The 14,631-nt window shown below is 65.1% G+C and carries 15 protein-coding genes; 9 read left to right on the top strand and 6 right to left on the bottom strand.

All coding sequences use genetic code 11. From position 1 onward, the window contains the following. Window positions 1-705: 705 nt before the first annotated feature. Window positions 706-1,047 (bottom strand): hypothetical protein, encoded by a 342-nt coding sequence (locus tag B8446_RS16185; RefSeq protein ID WP_158507499.1) that lies wholly within the window; start codon window positions 1,045-1,047, stop codon window positions 706-708. A 21-nt stretch (window positions 1,048-1,068) separates the two neighbouring features. Between B8446_RS16185 and B8446_RS00175 the strand changes: the two genes are divergently transcribed. Then, a complete protein-coding gene (locus tag B8446_RS00175; RefSeq protein WP_158507498.1) occupies window positions 1,069-3,237 on the top strand; it encodes a ligand-binding sensor domain-containing diguanylate cyclase in 2,169 nt (722 codons plus the stop codon). Here B8446_RS00175 and B8446_RS00170 read toward each other — a convergent pair. Next, the gene (locus tag B8446_RS00170) at window positions 3,227-4,303 is read right to left on the bottom strand and encodes a quinone-dependent dihydroorotate dehydrogenase (protein WP_048845991.1); all 1,077 of its coding nucleotides are present in this window, start codon (window positions 4,301-4,303) and stop codon (window positions 3,227-3,229) included. The genes B8446_RS00175 and B8446_RS00170 overlap by 11 nt on opposite strands. Window positions 4,304-4,431: 128 nt before the next feature. Between B8446_RS00170 and B8446_RS00165 the strand changes: the two genes are divergently transcribed. Beyond that, window positions 4,432-4,653 (top strand): hypothetical protein, encoded by a 222-nt coding sequence (locus B8446_RS00165; protein ID WP_048845989.1) that lies wholly within the window; start codon window positions 4,432-4,434, stop codon window positions 4,651-4,653. Window positions 4,654-4,689: 36 nt separating this feature from the next. Here B8446_RS00165 and B8446_RS00160 read toward each other — a convergent pair whose 3' ends face one another. Next, a complete protein-coding gene (locus B8446_RS00160; RefSeq protein WP_048845987.1) occupies window positions 4,690-5,298 on the bottom strand; it encodes a YqgE/AlgH family protein in 609 nt (202 codons plus the stop codon). Between the two features lie 97 nt (window positions 5,299-5,395). Here B8446_RS00160 and B8446_RS00155 point away from each other — a divergent pair, with 97 nt between their 5' ends. The 4 genes from B8446_RS00155 to B8446_RS00140 all read left to right on the top strand — a co-directional run bounded on the left by B8446_RS00155 (window position 5,396) and on the right by B8446_RS00140 (window position 7,884). Next, on the top strand, window positions 5,396-6,154 hold the full coding sequence (locus B8446_RS00155) for an SDR family NAD(P)-dependent oxidoreductase (protein ID WP_048845985.1): 759 nt from the start codon (window positions 5,396-5,398) through the stop codon (window positions 6,152-6,154). Beyond that, window positions 6,147-7,046 (top strand): PPK2 family polyphosphate kinase, encoded by a 900-nt coding sequence (locus tag B8446_RS00150; protein ID WP_148505766.1) that lies wholly within the window; start codon window positions 6,147-6,149, stop codon window positions 7,044-7,046. The genes B8446_RS00155 and B8446_RS00150 overlap by 8 nt, the downstream gene beginning before the upstream one ends. A gap of 191 nt (window positions 7,047-7,237) precedes the next feature. Next, a complete protein-coding gene (locus tag B8446_RS00145) occupies window positions 7,238-7,651 on the top strand; it encodes a hypothetical protein (RefSeq protein ID WP_048845982.1) in 414 nt (137 codons plus the stop codon). A gap of 26 nt (window positions 7,652-7,677) precedes the next feature. Continuing rightward, window positions 7,678-7,884, top strand: coding sequence for a TOBE domain-containing protein (locus tag B8446_RS00140; protein WP_048845980.1), 207 nt, complete (start codon window positions 7,678-7,680; stop codon window positions 7,882-7,884). Between the two features lie 134 nt (window positions 7,885-8,018). Here B8446_RS00140 and B8446_RS00135 read toward each other — a convergent pair whose 3' ends face one another. The 3 genes from B8446_RS00135 to B8446_RS00125 form a co-directional block, all read right to left on the bottom strand. Further along, entirely contained in the window at window positions 8,019-9,785 is a 1,767-nt protein-coding gene (locus B8446_RS00135) for a DEAD/DEAH box helicase (protein ID WP_048845978.1), read from the bottom strand. A gap of 111 nt (window positions 9,786-9,896) precedes the next feature. Next, window positions 9,897-10,541: a class I SAM-dependent methyltransferase gene (locus B8446_RS00130; RefSeq protein ID WP_048845976.1), complete on the bottom strand. Its 645-nt coding sequence runs from the start codon at window positions 10,539-10,541 to the stop codon at window positions 9,897-9,899. A gap of 38 nt (window positions 10,542-10,579) precedes the next feature. Beyond that, on the bottom strand, window positions 10,580-11,200 hold the full coding sequence (locus B8446_RS00125; protein ID WP_048845973.1) for an LLM class oxidoreductase: 621 nt from the start codon (window positions 11,198-11,200) through the stop codon (window positions 10,580-10,582). Between the two features lie 201 nt (window positions 11,201-11,401). On the opposite strand from B8446_RS00125, the gene dapF reads away from it, so the two are divergent. From dapF to ftsY, 3 genes are read left to right on the top strand one after another with little or no spacing between them, the layout of a single operon-like run. Then, window positions 11,402-12,253, top strand: a complete 852-nt coding sequence (gene dapF, locus B8446_RS00120; protein WP_048845971.1) for a diaminopimelate epimerase — start codon at window positions 11,402-11,404, stop codon at window positions 12,251-12,253. Continuing rightward, a complete protein-coding gene (gene mtaB, locus B8446_RS00115; protein WP_264921878.1) occupies window positions 12,250-13,533 on the top strand; it encodes a tRNA (N(6)-L-threonylcarbamoyladenosine(37)-C(2))-methylthiotransferase MtaB in 1,284 nt (427 codons plus the stop codon). The genes dapF and mtaB overlap by 4 nt, the downstream gene beginning before the upstream one ends. Beyond that, window positions 13,534-14,496 (top strand): signal recognition particle-docking protein FtsY, encoded by a 963-nt coding sequence (gene ftsY / locus B8446_RS00110; protein WP_048845968.1) that lies wholly within the window; start codon window positions 13,534-13,536, stop codon window positions 14,494-14,496. It abuts the gene before it with no gap. The last annotated feature ends 135 nt before the right edge of the window (window positions 14,497-14,631 follow it).

Raw genomic sequence — 14,631 nt, 5'->3', positions numbered from 1 at the left:
CCGCCGGCTGCTGCCCAGGTTGCGATGTGGCGTGACACGAACCCACCGCCGGCTGCTGTGTCCGTGGGCTGACTATCAGAGCAGCTTTTCTGTATACAAAGCGGGTAAGATAAACCTGCCCCGGTGCAAAACCGGGGCAGGTTTTGCTATTGTTCTAAACAAAAGCAAACTTTGCGGCAGGTATTGATATTCAGTGGTACGAAATCGAACGAAAGCTGGGTTGACCTGTCAGGGGCAAGCATCGTGCTGAAGCTTGGCAGTGCCGGATTGCGCCTGGTCATCTTCGTTTCATCTTTCCTGATGACATGCCTCGTGTCGACCGCGTCCGCTCGTCAGGTATCCTCCGCCGAATTCAATGTCGCATCGGGGCTGTTCGACCTCGACATAAGCTGCATACAGCCCGATCGAAGCGGGTATATTTTTACCGGAACGGAACATGGGGCCTTTTATTTCGACGGTCGCGTATTTCGTAATCTCGGAGCGAAGCAGGGCCTGCCGGACGGAGGGTTTGTCGAGGAAATATTCCATGACGCTACCGGACGACTGATTTTCATATTTTCGAACGCTGTATTCGTCGCCAACAAACCCCTATCCGTTTTTGTTTCTCCGGAAGACATCGTGTTTCAGCGCGTGGCTGTTCTTCCGTCTTCCATCATTCGCAATGCGACCACGGGCTTTGCGATGCTCAGGCAGAAGATAATATTTTCAAACGGCAACGGAGTGGTATCTCTCGACGTCGATACGGGCGGCTGGCGTGATGTTGACCTGACGGTAACCGGCCACGAGAAGATTGACGCAGACGACATCGTCCATTTTTTCGATGCAAATAATAGTGAGCAGACTCTTTTTATTTCGGTCAAGAATGGAAAACTCTGCTGGTTCGATGCAGGCGCGATGACGGGCGATGACGTCTCGTCCACAACGCCTGTCAAAGTCTCGGGAAAATGCGCCGTCCCGCACGATCAGGACGCACAGTTCGTCTGGTCCAGTGCGAGCATGGCGAAGGATGGTTCCTTCTGGCTGCGATCGTCCCAGAAAATCGCGCATATCCAGCGTTCCGGCAGCACGATGGACGAGTTCGATCTGCCGGCAGGCTCTGTCAGCCACAAAGCCTCTCATAACGTTCTGAGTGCCTTGCCTGACGGAAATCTGGTCGTCCCGGGCAATAACGGCTTCTTCTACGGATTGCCGGGCCACTGGGAATGGCTCGATGAGGCCTCGGGCGTGCCCGCGGGTTCGATCGTGGCCGTATCGCCCGATGGCTATGGTTCTCTCTGGCTCGGATTGCGCGGCAGCGGCCTGCTGTTCATTCAGGGCCTCAATGACTGGGCAAACTGGAGCAGACGTGACGGTCTTCCCGATGATGAAATATGGTCCGTGCAACCCACGATGGGCCCGACATGGTTCGCCTCGAGCGGAGGGCTTGCATCCTACAATATTGAAAACGGCAAACTGTTGCCGCTTACGCAGTATGAATATGACGCCAAGCTGGTTGGTCACTGCGGCACCCGTCGACTGTTCGCAATAGCGAACGATACGACCCTCGTTGATGTGTCCGACCGCGGGACAAGGATGCTCCAGCTATCGGGAGGACGTTCCTGGTCTGCCACCTGTGATTCGAATGGGACACTATGGATCGCGCAGGCGCGCGGTCTGAGCAAGATCGATCTGACGTCGGCATTGCCCGTCGTGACCACGGTGCCGGGCATAGGCGGCGCTGTTCTGGCTGCGTCGCTGAGCGCGCCGGGCGACATGTGGTTCATCGAACATGGCGCGCTTCATCATTATGTAGATGGTCGTAACGATATCGTGTTGCGCAGCTGGCCGGAGGCGAATTTCGAGCCACGCACGGTCATGGCGGAAACCGACCGCTCCATCTGGGTCGGTGGATCAGCCGGCCCGCTGTACCATCTCCACATGGATGGAAATCACGTCGCGCAGCTCGATGCGATCTACCCGCCGACCATCGTCTCAAACACTGTGGTTGCCCTGGCGAAAGATAAGCGCGGCTGGCTCTGGGTCGGGACGGATCAGGGCGTATCCGTCTTCAATGGCAGGCAGTGGACTGGCGTCACGATAGAAGACGGGCTGATCTGGAACGATATCGTTCAGGACGCGATTTCCGTGGCGCCTGACGGCACGCTCTGGTTCGGCACGAGCCATGGTGCGTCCCATCTGCTGCATCCGGAGCGGATCTTCAGCCGGCCGGCGCTGACCCTTGCCATCATCAATGCGCGGCTGGGCAGACAGGCACTGGCCGGCGATCACCCATACGGACGGGACGCTGTCGAGATCGTCTTCGGCACCCTGAATGTCGCGGACTTCGGTTCGGTCCATTTCCGCTATCGGATGGATGGTGTCGATCAGGGCTGGGTCGATACGGCCGAGCGCGTCGCGCGATATCCGGCGCTGCCGCCCGGTACGCACACTTTCCACGTCTATGCCTACAATCCCGTGACGCATCAGGACTCGAGCCCCATCGAGATCACCGCGACCATGCAGGCGCCCTGGTGGCAGTGGATGTGGGTCGACCTGATGGCCGCCGCCGTGCTGGCGGTTCTGGTCTACGGGCTGGTGCGGCTGCGGATCCGGCAGCTTCTGCGCCGGGAGCATGAGCTCGAACTCGTCGTCGCCGAGCGCACGCGTGCCATCAAGGCGGCGCAGGAAGCGCTCGTCATCCAGGCCACGATGGACGGTCTGACCCAGACACTGAACCGGGGGGCCATTCAGGATCGTCTCGATCGCGCGCTTCGGCGCGAGACGATCGGCAGCGACGAGGGGCTGACGATCGGGCTCCTCGACGTCGATCACTTCAAGCGCATCAACGATCTGGCCGGCCATCTGGCGGGCGACGAGGTCCTGCGCGAATTCAGCGCACGCCTCAGAGCCCACGCCCTCTCGGATGAACATCTCGGACGGTACGGCGGCGAGGAATTCCTGATCCTGCTCGAAGGATCGCCCGACTACACCCGGTCGCGTCTGGCCCGCCTCAAGACGCTCGCGACCGAGCGCGCGTTCCAGTTCAACAATGAAGCCATGCGTGTGACCTGCAGCATCGGCGTGGCGCATGCACGGGCCGGCGACACGTGGCAGAGCCTCGTCTCACGGGCGGACGCATCGCTTTATGCCGCCAAACAGGCCGGTCGCGACTGCATCGTCGATGGAGAGCGCGACCCGCATTCCGGAACGGTGACGATGCGTCGGGCGCGCCGCCGGTATCGCGACCTCACGGGCTAATTGCCACCGTTCCCTTTGCATCGGCGAGTGTTTCGAAGCCGCCGGCGCGCATCTCCACCAGCAATTCCTGCTTGAGCCGCGGCAGCATCGCAGCGCCTTCGTAGATGAAGCGCGTATAGATCTGCACCAGATCGCACCCCATGCGGATCCGCTCCAGAATGTCCGCACCGGATTCGATTCCACCGCAGGAAATCAGCGCGAGCCTGCCGGCGTTGAGCGCGGCTGCGCGCCGGAGCATGTCGCGTGACCTGTCATGCAGGGGTCGTCCCGACAGGCCACCGCTTTCTGCCGCATGCGGACTGCGCAGGTCGGCAGGGCGTGCGATCGTCGTGTTGGTCAGGATCAGCCCGTCCGCCCCGCCGGAGACGGCAGCCTCGATGATGGGCTGCAGCGCATCATCGGGAAGATCCGGCGCGAGCTTGATCAGGAGTGGCGGCCTTTCCGGGTTGCGTTCAGCGATCGCGGCTAGGATCTGGCCCAGCAGGTCCGCGCTCTGCAGGTCGCGAAGACCCGGTGTGTTGGGAGAAGACAGGTTGATGGTGACATAGTCGACATAGGGACCGACACGCGCGACGAGCGCTGCATAATCCCCCAAGGGATCGGCCCCCTCCTTGTTGATGCCGAGATTGGCCCCGAGGGGCACGCCCGCGCCGCGCACGCGACCGCCGGGCATCGGGCGGTAAAGGCGTGCGAGCCGCCGGCAGAAACGGTCGATCCCGCAGCCGTTGAATCCCATGCGGTTAATGAGCGCACCGTCTTCCGGCAGGCGGAACAGACGGGGCTTCGCCTGACCCGGCTGGGGACGCGGCGTGACGGTGCCTGCCTCGATCGCCCCGAAGCCGAGCTGGCCCAGCGGGCGGATCGCGCGGGCATCCTTGTCGAACCCGGCGGCCAGTCCGATCGGGTTGGGAAAGCGCAAGCCCATCGCCCGGACGCTCAGAGCCGGAACGTCGCGCGGCGCGCGGCCGCCGAGGCCGAGCAGAAGAGCAGCGATCGCGGCCTCATGTGCCGTTTCCGGAGGAAGGCGATGCAGGGCGAAGGGGGCAAGGCGGTTCAGCAGGGTCATGACTGCGGTTGGTGCCCCATGTGGCGCGATTTGAAAAGGAGAAGCGGACGGCGCATGCGGCGTACCGGGCTGTCTGTCGTCCAGCTTTCACTTGTGCCGCATGAACCGGTTCGTTTAACTGCCGTCCCATGTGGGACGAGCCCTATCTGGAAACATGCTGCCGTTCGGCGCTGCACCGACTGCTCCTGTGTCAGGATGTCGGGCGGCCCGAAGGCCTGCGCGATCAGCCCTGCCTGGAGCGGCTCTGCCGCATGGGATTTGCCCGGCAGGACGAGCAGGGGCGCTTTGTCATCACGCCGGCCGGATGCGCCCGGCACGACCGCGAGATCGCCGGGCTGACCGTGGCCTGAACCGGCTCCGCACCCGGACAGCCCTTGGGCTCGCGTCTAGGCGTGGCCCACGGCATCGGGCAGTGCCACGGGATCGATTCCCGTAGCGGCCAGCGCCCGCCGCCATTTCGCCGCATGATCCGCGCCGAACACGAGCTGCTCGGTCGCCGGGACGTTCAGCCACGCACTGTGACGCACCATCTCCTCCTCGAGCTGGCCCGCCTCCCACATCGCATGACCCAACGCCAGCAGGGCGTGCTTCGGCCCGCGGCCGCCTGCGATTTCCCGCAGGACATCGAGACTTGCGGTCAGCATGGTCGTGTCGTCGACCGACAGGCTGCCGTCACCGCTCCAGTCCGAGGAATGCAGCACGAAGCCGCGCGTATGATCGATCGGTCCTCCCAGACACAGGCCGATCCGGCGGCGCGGGGGCGCCGGTTCGATCCCGAGCTGTTCCATGAGTTCGTCCAGGCTCGGCTGTGGCAGGCGGCGATTGACGATGAGGCCCATCGTGCCGTCTTCGACGGAATGGGCGCAGACATAGACGATGCTTTGCGCAAAGGGGGATTCGGCAAGTGCCGGACTTGCCACCAGCAGACTGCCGGTCAGGCTGTCGTGGCCGGTGCCCGCGAGCCCGCGGCCGCGTTCGGCGGTTAGATTTGGCATATCCTACGATGAAGGTATGCCGTTCCGATTTGCAACCCTGGCGTATCTCGCGCACTCCTAAAACCTGACACACAAAGATCGAGACGGAGACGCGGACATGGCGACGGTATTGGTGACGGGTGCGACGGCAGGGTTCGGAAAGGCGATCACAGCCCGCCTGGTCCGCGAAGGCCACAAGGTGATCGCAACCGGCCGCCGGCGCGAGCGGCTCGAGGTGCTTGCCGCCGAACTCGGCGACGCCGTGCTGCCGTATCAGCTCGACGTCACGGACTCGGCAGCCAATGCGGCCCTGCCGTCCAGCCTGCCCGAAGGGTTTCGCGAGATCGACGTGCTGATCAACAACGCAGGGCTGGCTTTGGGCGTCGGCAAGGCAATCGATTCGAAGGTCGCCGACTGGCAGACCATGATCGCGACCAACGTGCGCGGCATGGCGGAAATCACCCACGCGATCCTGCCGGGGATGATCGAGCGCAACACGGGCTACATCATGGCGCTGGGCAGCACGGCCGGCACCTATCCCTATCTCGGCGGCAACGTCTATTGCGGCACGAAGGCCTTCGTGGACCAGTTCATGCAGTCCCTGCGCTGCGACCTGCTGGGGACGAAGATCCGTGCGACCGTGATCGCGCCCGGCCTGTGCGGCGGCAGCGAGTTCAGCAACGTGCGCCTGCGCGACGACGGCAAGGCGGCCGATGTCTACAAGGACACGACACCGCTGACGCCCGAGGACATTGCGGAGACCGTGTCGTGGCTGATGGGCCTGCCGCTGCACATGAACGTCAACCACATCGAGATGATGCCGCTCTGCCAGGCATCCGGCGGCCTGTCCGTCGACCGTACCCTTGGCAATGTCTGACCGGACGGTGGCGCGCGCGGCCGAAGCGCGCGCGGCTTTCCTGCGCCCCTACAAGGTGGAAACCGGCGAAGGTTTTCTGCTGGCCGGCCACGAAACCGCGGTGCGCGACGGCATGGACAAGGCGCAGGGTCTCAAGCGCCTGCGCGCCCGCTCGAAGCGCCTCGCGGAACTGCAGGAGAACCTGTACGCCGAAGGACGTCGGGGTGTCGTGGTGGTCCTGCAGGGTATGGACACGGCGGGGAAGGATGGCGTCATCAGCCATGTGATGGCCGATCTGAGCCAGCAGGGCGTCGTGGTGACGGCATTCAAGCAGCCGAACACCATCGAACTTGCGCATGATTTCCTGTGGCGTATCCACCAGCACGTTCCCGAACGGGGGCGGATCGGCATCTTCAACCGCAGCCACTATGAAGACGTGATGGTCCTGCGAGTCCACCCCGAGCGCATCCGCGCGGGCGACGTGGCAGGCGATCCGCGCAGCGATGCGTTCTGGCAGGATCGCTATGCCGATATCCGGCATTTCGAGAGCTATCTTGCGCGCCAGAACATCACAGTCCTGAAGTTCCTCCTGCACATCTCGCCGGAAGCACAGAGAGAGCGTCTGGTTTCACGCCTCGAGCAGCCGGACAAACGCTGGAAATACGATCCGAACGATCTGAAAGAGCGTGGCTTCTGGCCGGATTACCAGCACGTCTTCGAGGAAGCCATTGCACATACGGCCCAGCCATGCGCACCGTGGTTCGTGGTCCCTTCGGATCACAAATGGTTCTCCCGTCTCGTGGTGATGGAAGCCATGATCGATCATCTGGAAAAACTCGACCCGCATCCCCCGAAGCCGGACCCGAAGGTCATGTCCGCGCTCGACGAAGCGCTCGCCGCCCTTCGCGCATGAGAGCCGGACGACGATCCATGCCAGAACGACCCACGTCAGTCTGCCGCTGCTCGTATCCCATGCTGGTTCTGCTCGCGTCCGTACTCGGTGCGGTGGCTTCGGCTACTTCAGCTGAAGCATTGCCCTCTCAGGGAATTCCGGACGGGGGCTGTGCCCGCCCGGACGGCGGCAGGGCAGCCGGGGGAACGCCGATGGCTTCGCAGAACACATGCGACCAGCCGAACAGCTATACCCGCGCGCATGAAATCGAGCTGGATCAGCACGAGACACGGCTGAATACCCTGATGGCGCAGAGCCAGCTGGCTCACGGTGCCCAACGTCTCGTCCTGCAACAGCAGATATCGCAGGAACAGACCCGGCTCGCGCAGCTTCGCGACGCCCGCAGGATGCATATCGCCCGCATGCAGGACGCGGAGCAGATGCATCGTGCCAGGCTCCGCAGCCTGGACGACGCGCAGCGGGCGCGCCTCGGCCGTGTACCGCCGGGGATAACCGGCCCGGTATCCCGGCGGACCGCGGCCCCGAGCCTGCCGCCGCTCGGCATGCCGAACTCCCTGACACCGCGGGCGCCCGGAGGCGCCAGTGCGATCCCGCACGGCGGCTGACCTTCAGGAAGACAGGATTGAAGACAATGAAACTCAGTGCACGCAATCAGATCAAGGGCCGGATCGTCGAGGTGACGAAGGGCCAGACGACCGCCCATGTCAGCATCGACATCGGCAACGGCACGATCATCAAGGCGGCCATCACGAATGAGGCCGTGGATGATCTTGCCCTCAAGGTCGGCAACGAGGCTTACGCCGTCGTCAAGGCATCGGACGTAATGGTCGGGGTCTGATCTCTGATGCGGGCCGTGTCACGACCCGCATGACCTCGACCGCCTGAACGAAAAATCGCGGCAGCCCGTCAGGGCTGCCGCGATTCATATCTGCCGGAGCATGTAAGGTCCGGCTGACCGGCCCTCACGCGCGATCAGAAACGGCGCTTGCGCGATGATGCCTGGCCCTTGAACGGCTTGCGACCGGCACCGGGCGCCGCACCACGCGGGCCGCTGCGCCCGCCGGGTCCACCGGCCGACGACGGGCGTGACCGGCGCACAGGCGCACCCGAACCGCCGGCAGGGGCGGCCGCCGCTTCGATCCGCACCTCGTCGGCATCCATGGCCGCGACGCAGGCATTGAACTTGTCGACGCTTTCCGATGCGATCTCGAACAGCGAATGGTCGCCTTCGATCCGGATCGCCCCGATCTCGCGCTTCTTCACGCCGCCCAGACGGCAGATCAGCGGCACGAGCCATTTGGGATCGGCCCGCTCGTCACGGCCGACGCTCAGGCGATACCAGGAACCACCCAGTCCCTCGTCCGCAAATGTGCGCGGCTCACGCGGTGCGCGCGGTGAATCGCCATAGCTGCCGCGCGGCTGCTCGACGGTCACGGGACGCACGTCCTCGGTCTGCGGAAGGCGCGCGCGATAGAGGCGTACCAGCGCCGAGGCGAGGGTGGCCGCATCGAAGCGTTCCGTCAGCGTCGAGATCAGCGTATCGGCACTGTCGGGTGCCGCTTCGGTCAGCGCGGGATCTTCCAGCAGACGGGTCGCGTCCTGCTCCGCGATCGCATCGGCCGTCGGGACACTTTCCCACGTCGCCTGAATCTTCGCATTCTGCAGCAGGCGCTCGGCGCGGCGGCGCGCATTCAGCGGCACCATCAGGACGCTCGTGCCCTTGCGACCTGCGCGGCCCGTCCGGCCCGAACGGTGCAGGAGAGTCGCAGCCTCGCTCGGAATGCTGGCATGAACGACCAGCGACAGCGCGGGAATATCGATGCCGCGCGCCGCAACGTCGGTCGCAACGCAGACGCGGGCCTGGCCCGAGCGCAGCATCTCGATGGCGCGCGAGCGCTCGTTCTGTCCCATCTCGCCGGAAATCGCGACCGAGGTGAAGCCGCGCTCCAGAAGGGCGGCCTGCACGGTCGCCACCATGGCGCGGGTGTTGCAGAACACCATCGCCGTCGGGCTCTCGTAGAAGCGCAGCAGGTTGACGAGGCCGCGTCCGAGCTGGTCCGGCGCCGTCAGGACGCAACGATAGGAAATGTCGCTGTGCTGCTTGGCACCCGACACCGTGTCGATCCGCTGCGCGTCGCGCTGGAAGCGCTTGGCAAGGCTTGCAATCTCACGCGCGATCGTCGCGGAGAACAGCAGCGTGCGACGATCGGCCGGGGCCGCGTCCAGAAGCTTCTCGAGTTCCTCGCGGAAGCCGAGGTCGAGCATCTCGTCGGCTTCGTCCAGCACGACCGCCCGCAGGCCGCCGAGCTTGAGAGCGCCGCGCGACAGGTGGTCGCACAGGCGGCCCGGCGTGCCCACCACGATATGCGCGCCATGCGCCAGTGTGCGGGCCTCGCGGCGCGCGTCGGTTCCACCGATGCAGGTCGCAATCCGTGCGCCGGTCTGCTCGTAGAGCCACGACAGTTCCGCCTGAACCTGCATCGCAAGCTCGCGCGTCGGTGCGACGACCAGCGCCAGCGGCTGCGTCACGGGGCCGAAGCGTTCGGCACCGCCCAGCAGCGTCGGCGCGAGCGCGAGCCCGAACGCGACCGTCTTGCCCGAACCGGTCTGCGCGGACACCAGCAGGTCCCGCGTCTCCAGCTCCGGCGCGAGCACGGCAGCCTGAACCGGGGTCGGCTCGGCATAGCCGCGCGCGGACAGCGCGCTGGCAAGGGGGGCAATCAGGTCAGGAAAACTCATGTATGGTCTTTTTGGGCTCTGAACGGCAGGGGAACCGCGCGTCTTAATGAAGACGCGAGGAAAAAGCCAGACAAATGGGGCCGGAAGCCGAAATGCACGCGGGCGTGCCTTTCAGGAGACCGGCTTGCGACCGATGACAGCATGAACCGTGTCCTGCCACGCCGTGAGATCCTCGGGCGGCGTGACCTCGCCCGTGTCGAGCTCGGCGAAACCCGCGCGCGTCAGCAGGATTCCGGCCAGACGGACCCGATCCGGCGCCTCGAGCGCCTGCCACAACGCGACAGCCTTGGCGGCGTGATAGTTGTCGGAAAACGTGATGGCCAATGGCGCGCCGGGCTTGAGCACGCGACAGACATCCGTAAGGACCGCGACCGGATCGGTCAGATAGGCCAGACCATCGCACAGCATCGCGGCATCGATGCTGTCATCCTCGAACGGCAGCACGGGGTTCGCATTGAGATCATGCAGGACGCGCTCGGTCAGGACGGGATTTGCATCCAGCGCGGCCCGGCCGACACCCACACCGATCACCCCGGCGAAGGCGACACCATCGGGAAGGTGGCTAAACCCGCCGGTCATCAGATCAAGCAGCACGCCCCCTTCGGGCAGGACGGTGCGATACAGGGCGGAAACAGCCGTCCGGGCACCAAGATCCATCAGCGTGTCCGGCTGGCGGCTGGCAAAGAAGATCGTGTCAGGCTCGTCGTTGGCGCGCGTGAACGCCTTTTCGTGAAATCCTTCCGACGCGTCGCTCAACAGTACTCTCCCATAAACCGTCCCAACGGGGATCGCGGTCAGTTGGGCAGAGGGGCCCCGGCTGTCAACCCGGCCGGCGCCGCCGATCCGGTCAGGAAAGCCGGTTCCGGCAGTGTATCGCGCATGCGTCCGAGCAGCGGCAGAAGGGTGCGTTGCACCGCTTCATAAGGCGCTCGCTCGGGCGGTGCGCTCAGCACGATGTCGGTCACGCCGAGCGCGCGGTAATTCTCGATCCGGTGTGCAACGTCCTGCGCCGTGCCCACGAGGGCGGACGCAGCCGTTCGTGCCGGCAGGCCTTCCTCGATCAGGCGCTCAGTCTCGGCCCACGCATCTTCGGTTGTCTCGCCGAGCACGATATCGAGCATGACGGCGATCGGTGCCGTGGTCTCGCCGCGACAGGCCGCGACATCGGACGGCAGGCTGCATTGCAGAAGCCTCCGGCTGCCATCGCGCGCGCCTTCAATACGCGCGCAGGTCAGGCCGCGGTCGAGCTTCAGGCAGGGAAGCGGCATGGGAGAAAGCGCCTGCGCATCGCTTTCCTGCACGGCAACGCCAGCTCCACTGCCGGCAATCCGCGACAGGTCCGGCTTCATGTTGCCGCCGGGCGGCACCAGCCAGTAGAGGCGCGGTGTGCGCCTGGGTTGCGAAAGAAACACCATGACAAAGCAGTCCCGATTGGTCTCGCCGTCAGCTACTGCGGCCCGGCGCGGTATGAAAACAAAAGTTTTTTGACAGGCAATAGTGGAAACTTGATGACGAATTGTGCTTTTGCTGTTCGTTCCGCTCTGTTTTCATCTTGACGGCGCACACTTTGACAGAAGCCGGATGCGCGCGCTCTCCGGGCGCGCTATAACTCCGGCATGCCGATCGAGTTTCACAAGATGCACGGGGCGGGGAACGATTTCGTCGTCCTTGACCTGCGCAACCAGCCTCATGCCTCGCTGACACCAGGCCTGATCACGAAGCTGTGCGACCGGCATCGCGGCATCGGCTGCGATCAGCTTGTCGTCCTCAACGCAGCCAGGGGATCAGAAGCCGATCTTGCCGTGGCCTTTTTCAATCCCGACGGTTCCGAGGCCGGTGCATGTGGCAATGCCTCGCGGTGCGTCGCCCTGTTCGAATCGAAGCGTATGGGCACTGACCGAGTTGCGCTGCAGACCATGGCAGGTCTCCTGCCCGCGTCGATCAACGAGGATGGGCGGGTGACGGTCGACATGGGCGCGCCCCGCCTCGACTGGACGGACGTGCCGCTCGCGCATCCCTGTGACACGCTGGCCCTTGATCTGCCGCACCGGCCGGCGGCCTGTTCCATGGGCAATCCGCATGCAACGCTCGTCTTCGGGCCGGAAGGCGACATGCCTGATCCCGCAGCGCTGGGACCGGTCCTCGAGCACCATGCCCTGTTCCCGGAGCGCGCCAATATCGGCTTCGCCCGCATGATCGCGCCCGACTGCATGCGTCTGCGTGTCTGGGAACGCGGGGCCGGGCTGACGCTGGCCTGCGGGTCAGGCGCGTGTGCCGCAGTGGTGAATGCCGCACGGCAAGGCCATGCGGCCCGCGCCTGCACGGTCGAGGTCGATGGCGGCGTGCTCGATATCGACTGGCGCATGCCGGATCGGCCGGGCGAGGAGGGGCATGTGTTCATGACGGGACCCGCGACCTTCGTTTTTTCGGGCGTTTTTTCGGACAGCCTACCGGAGGATCATTCTTGAGTGCGCGCGATGGCGCGGCCGCGGAGCTGCTGACCTTCGGCTGCCGCCTCAATCTGTATGAGTCGGAAGTCATGCGCGGCCATGCGGCCGCCCTGCGCGATACGGTCATCGTCAACACCTGTGCCGTGACGGCGGCAGCCGAGCGGGATGCGCGTCAGGCGATTGCAAAATTGCGCCGGACACGGCCCGATGCGCGCATCGTGGTGACCGGCTGCGCGGCCCAGCGCGATCCGGGCGCCTGGGCTGCATTGCCCGGTGTTGCGCGGGTGCTCGGCAATGCCGAAAAGCTGCGGCCCGAAAGCTGGGCTGCCGATGCGACGGAGACCGCCGTTTCCGACATCATGACGGCCAGAACCGCCGATCCGCAGCCGATCAGCGCGTTCGCGGGCCATGCCCGCGCGTTCCTTCAGGTGCAGCAGGGATGCGACCATCGCTGCACGTTCTGCGTCATCCCGTATGGGCGCGGCCCGTCGCGTTCGGTCCCGGCGGCCGTTGCCGTGGCGCAGGCCCGCGCACTGGTCGCCTCCGGTCATCGCGAGATCGTGCTGACAGGTGTCGACATCGCCTCCTGGGGGTCCGATCTGCCGGGCAGGCCGCCTTTGGGCGATCTGTGTCGCCGTATTCTGACCCTTGTGCCCGAACTCGGGCGCCTGCGTCTGTCGTCCATCGATCCCGCCGCGATCGACGAGACGCTCTGGAAGCTGCTGGCCGACGAGCCGCGTCTTGCGCCCTATCTGCATCTGTCGCTTCAGGCCGGATGCGACCTGATCCTCAAGCGCATGAAGCGGCGGCATGACGTGGCGCAGGTGCGCGCGGTCGTGGCGCGCGCTCGCGCCGCGAGGCCCGATATCGGCCTCGGGGCCGACGTGATCGCAGGATTTCCGACGGAAACCGAGGCCCAGGCCCAAGCGACATGCGACCTGCTGGACGAGCTGGGGGTCGCGTTCCTTCACGTCTTTCCCTACAGCGAGCGGCCCGGCACGCCGGCTGCCCGCATGCCGGGCGTGCCGATGCCCGAACGACGTGTCCGTGCCGCTGCCCTGCGGTCACTGGGTGCGACACTGCGTTATCGATATCTGGCCGGTCTCGTCGGGCGCGAGGCGGATGTGCTGCTGGAATCGGAGGCGTTCGGCCATTCCGAGCAGTTCGCGCCGGTTCGCCTGATCGACCCCGTGCCGGAGGGACGCGGATCGATCCGCCGGGTGCGGTTGAAGAGCGTGGCGGACGCACCCGGACGGAAAAAGGTTGACGGGGCCGTGCTGCTGGCCGAGATCGCCTGAATGGCTGGTTTCTTCTCCCGTTTGCGGGATGGTCTGTCGCGCTCGACCCAGAAGTTCGGCGCGGTCTTCACCCATCGCCGTCTCGATGATTCAGCGCTCGAGGATCTCGAGGACGAGCTGATCGCAGCCGATCTCGGGCCTGCGGTCGCGTCCCGCGTGATCGAGGAGTTCCGGGCGACGCGCTTTGGCCGGGACGTCACGGCCGCCGAGATCCGCGAGACCCTGGCTACCGAGATCGCCCGCGTGCTGGCGCCGGTCGCAGTCCCGTTCGAGCCCGATCCGAAGCACCACCCGCATGTCGTGCTCGTCGTCGGGGTCAACGGTTCCGGCAAGACGACCACCATCGGCAAGATCGCCCGCCAGTTCGGCGAGGCGGGCAAATCCGTCATGATGGTCGCGGGCGACACGTTCCGCGCTGCCGCCGTCGAGCAGCTTCAGGTCTGGGGCCAGCGGACCGGGGCACCCGTCATCGCGGGCAAGCCCGGCAGCGACGCGGCGGGTCTCGCCTATGAAGGCGTGAAACAGGCAACGGAAGCGCGGGCCGACCTTCTGCTGATCGACACGGCCGGACGCCTGCACAACAAGGGCGCGCTCATGGAAGAGCTCGCCAAGATCATCCGCGTCATGCGCAAGTTCGACGAATCCGCGCCGCATTCAGTGCTGCTCGTGCTGGATGCGACGGTGGGCCAGAACGCGGTCGAGCAGGTGCGGGTGTTCCGTGAACTCATCAACGTCACGGGGCTCGTCGTGACCAAGCTCGACGGTTCGGCGCGCGGCGGTATCGTGGTGGCGCTGGCCGACGCCTACAAGCTGCCGGTGCACTATGTCGGCGTAGGCGAGCAGGCGGGGGATCTGCGGCCGTTTTCGGCGCAGGACTTCGCCCGTGGGCTGGTCGGCGGGGAGGGGGATCTGACGGTGCGCCTCGTGGATGACGAGGCAGCGACGGATGGAACCGCGGGTTGATCTGTGGGGCCTTGGTGAGCGCGTTCGGACGTCTATGGGTGGCACGTTTGCCGGGCTTTGCCCCGCTCTCCGGAAAGGGACGCGTTCCTTTCACCCCTACCTAAATTAGGGGTTCCGGAGGGCGACTGCCCTTTG

Origin of the sequence: Tanticharoenia sakaeratensis NBRC 103193, from assembly GCF_000963885.1 — a bacterium.
Lineage (GTDB): Bacteria > Pseudomonadota > Alphaproteobacteria > Acetobacterales > Acetobacteraceae > Tanticharoenia > Tanticharoenia sakaeratensis.
The sequence above is the reverse complement of the archived record's forward strand: the minus strand, read 5'-3'. Positions and strand labels throughout refer to the sequence as shown.

Excerpts from the sequence above, each read along its gene's own strand:
- B8446_RS00135 (WP_048845978.1), bottom strand. The coding sequence starts at position 9,785 with ATGAGTTTTCCTGACCTGATTGCCCCCCTTGCCAGCGCGCTGTCCGCG.
- B8446_RS00125 (WP_048845973.1), bottom strand. The coding sequence starts at position 11,200 with ATGGTGTTTCTTTCGCAACCCAGGCGCACACCGCGCCTCTACTGGCTG.
- B8446_RS00160 (WP_048845987.1), bottom strand. The coding sequence starts at position 5,298 with ATGCCAAATCTAACCGCCGAACGCGGCCGCGGGCTCGCGGGCACCGGC.
- ftsY (WP_048845968.1), top strand. The coding sequence starts at position 13,534 with ATGGCTGGTTTCTTCTCCCGTTTGCGGGATGGTCTGTCGCGCTCGACC.
- dapF (WP_048845971.1), top strand. The coding sequence starts at position 11,402 with ATGCCGATCGAGTTTCACAAGATGCACGGGGCGGGGAACGATTTCGTC.
- B8446_RS00155 (WP_048845985.1), top strand. The coding sequence starts at position 5,396 with ATGGCGACGGTATTGGTGACGGGTGCGACGGCAGGGTTCGGAAAGGCG.
- B8446_RS00165 (WP_048845989.1), top strand. The coding sequence starts at position 4,432 with ATGTGGGACGAGCCCTATCTGGAAACATGCTGCCGTTCGGCGCTGCAC.
- B8446_RS00145 (WP_048845982.1), top strand. The coding sequence starts at position 7,238 with ATGGCTTCGCAGAACACATGCGACCAGCCGAACAGCTATACCCGCGCG.
- B8446_RS00170 (WP_048845991.1), bottom strand. The coding sequence starts at position 4,303 with ATGACCCTGCTGAACCGCCTTGCCCCCTTCGCCCTGCATCGCCTTCCT.
- B8446_RS00140 (WP_048845980.1), top strand. The coding sequence starts at position 7,678 with ATGAAACTCAGTGCACGCAATCAGATCAAGGGCCGGATCGTCGAGGTG.
- B8446_RS00175 (WP_158507498.1), top strand. The coding sequence starts at position 1,069 with ATGGACGAGTTCGATCTGCCGGCAGGCTCTGTCAGCCACAAAGCCTCT.
- B8446_RS16185 (WP_158507499.1), bottom strand. The coding sequence starts at position 1,047 with ATGCGCGATTTTCTGGGACGATCGCAGCCAGAAGGAACCATCCTTCGC.
- B8446_RS00150 (WP_148505766.1), top strand. The coding sequence starts at position 6,147 with ATGTCTGACCGGACGGTGGCGCGCGCGGCCGAAGCGCGCGCGGCTTTC.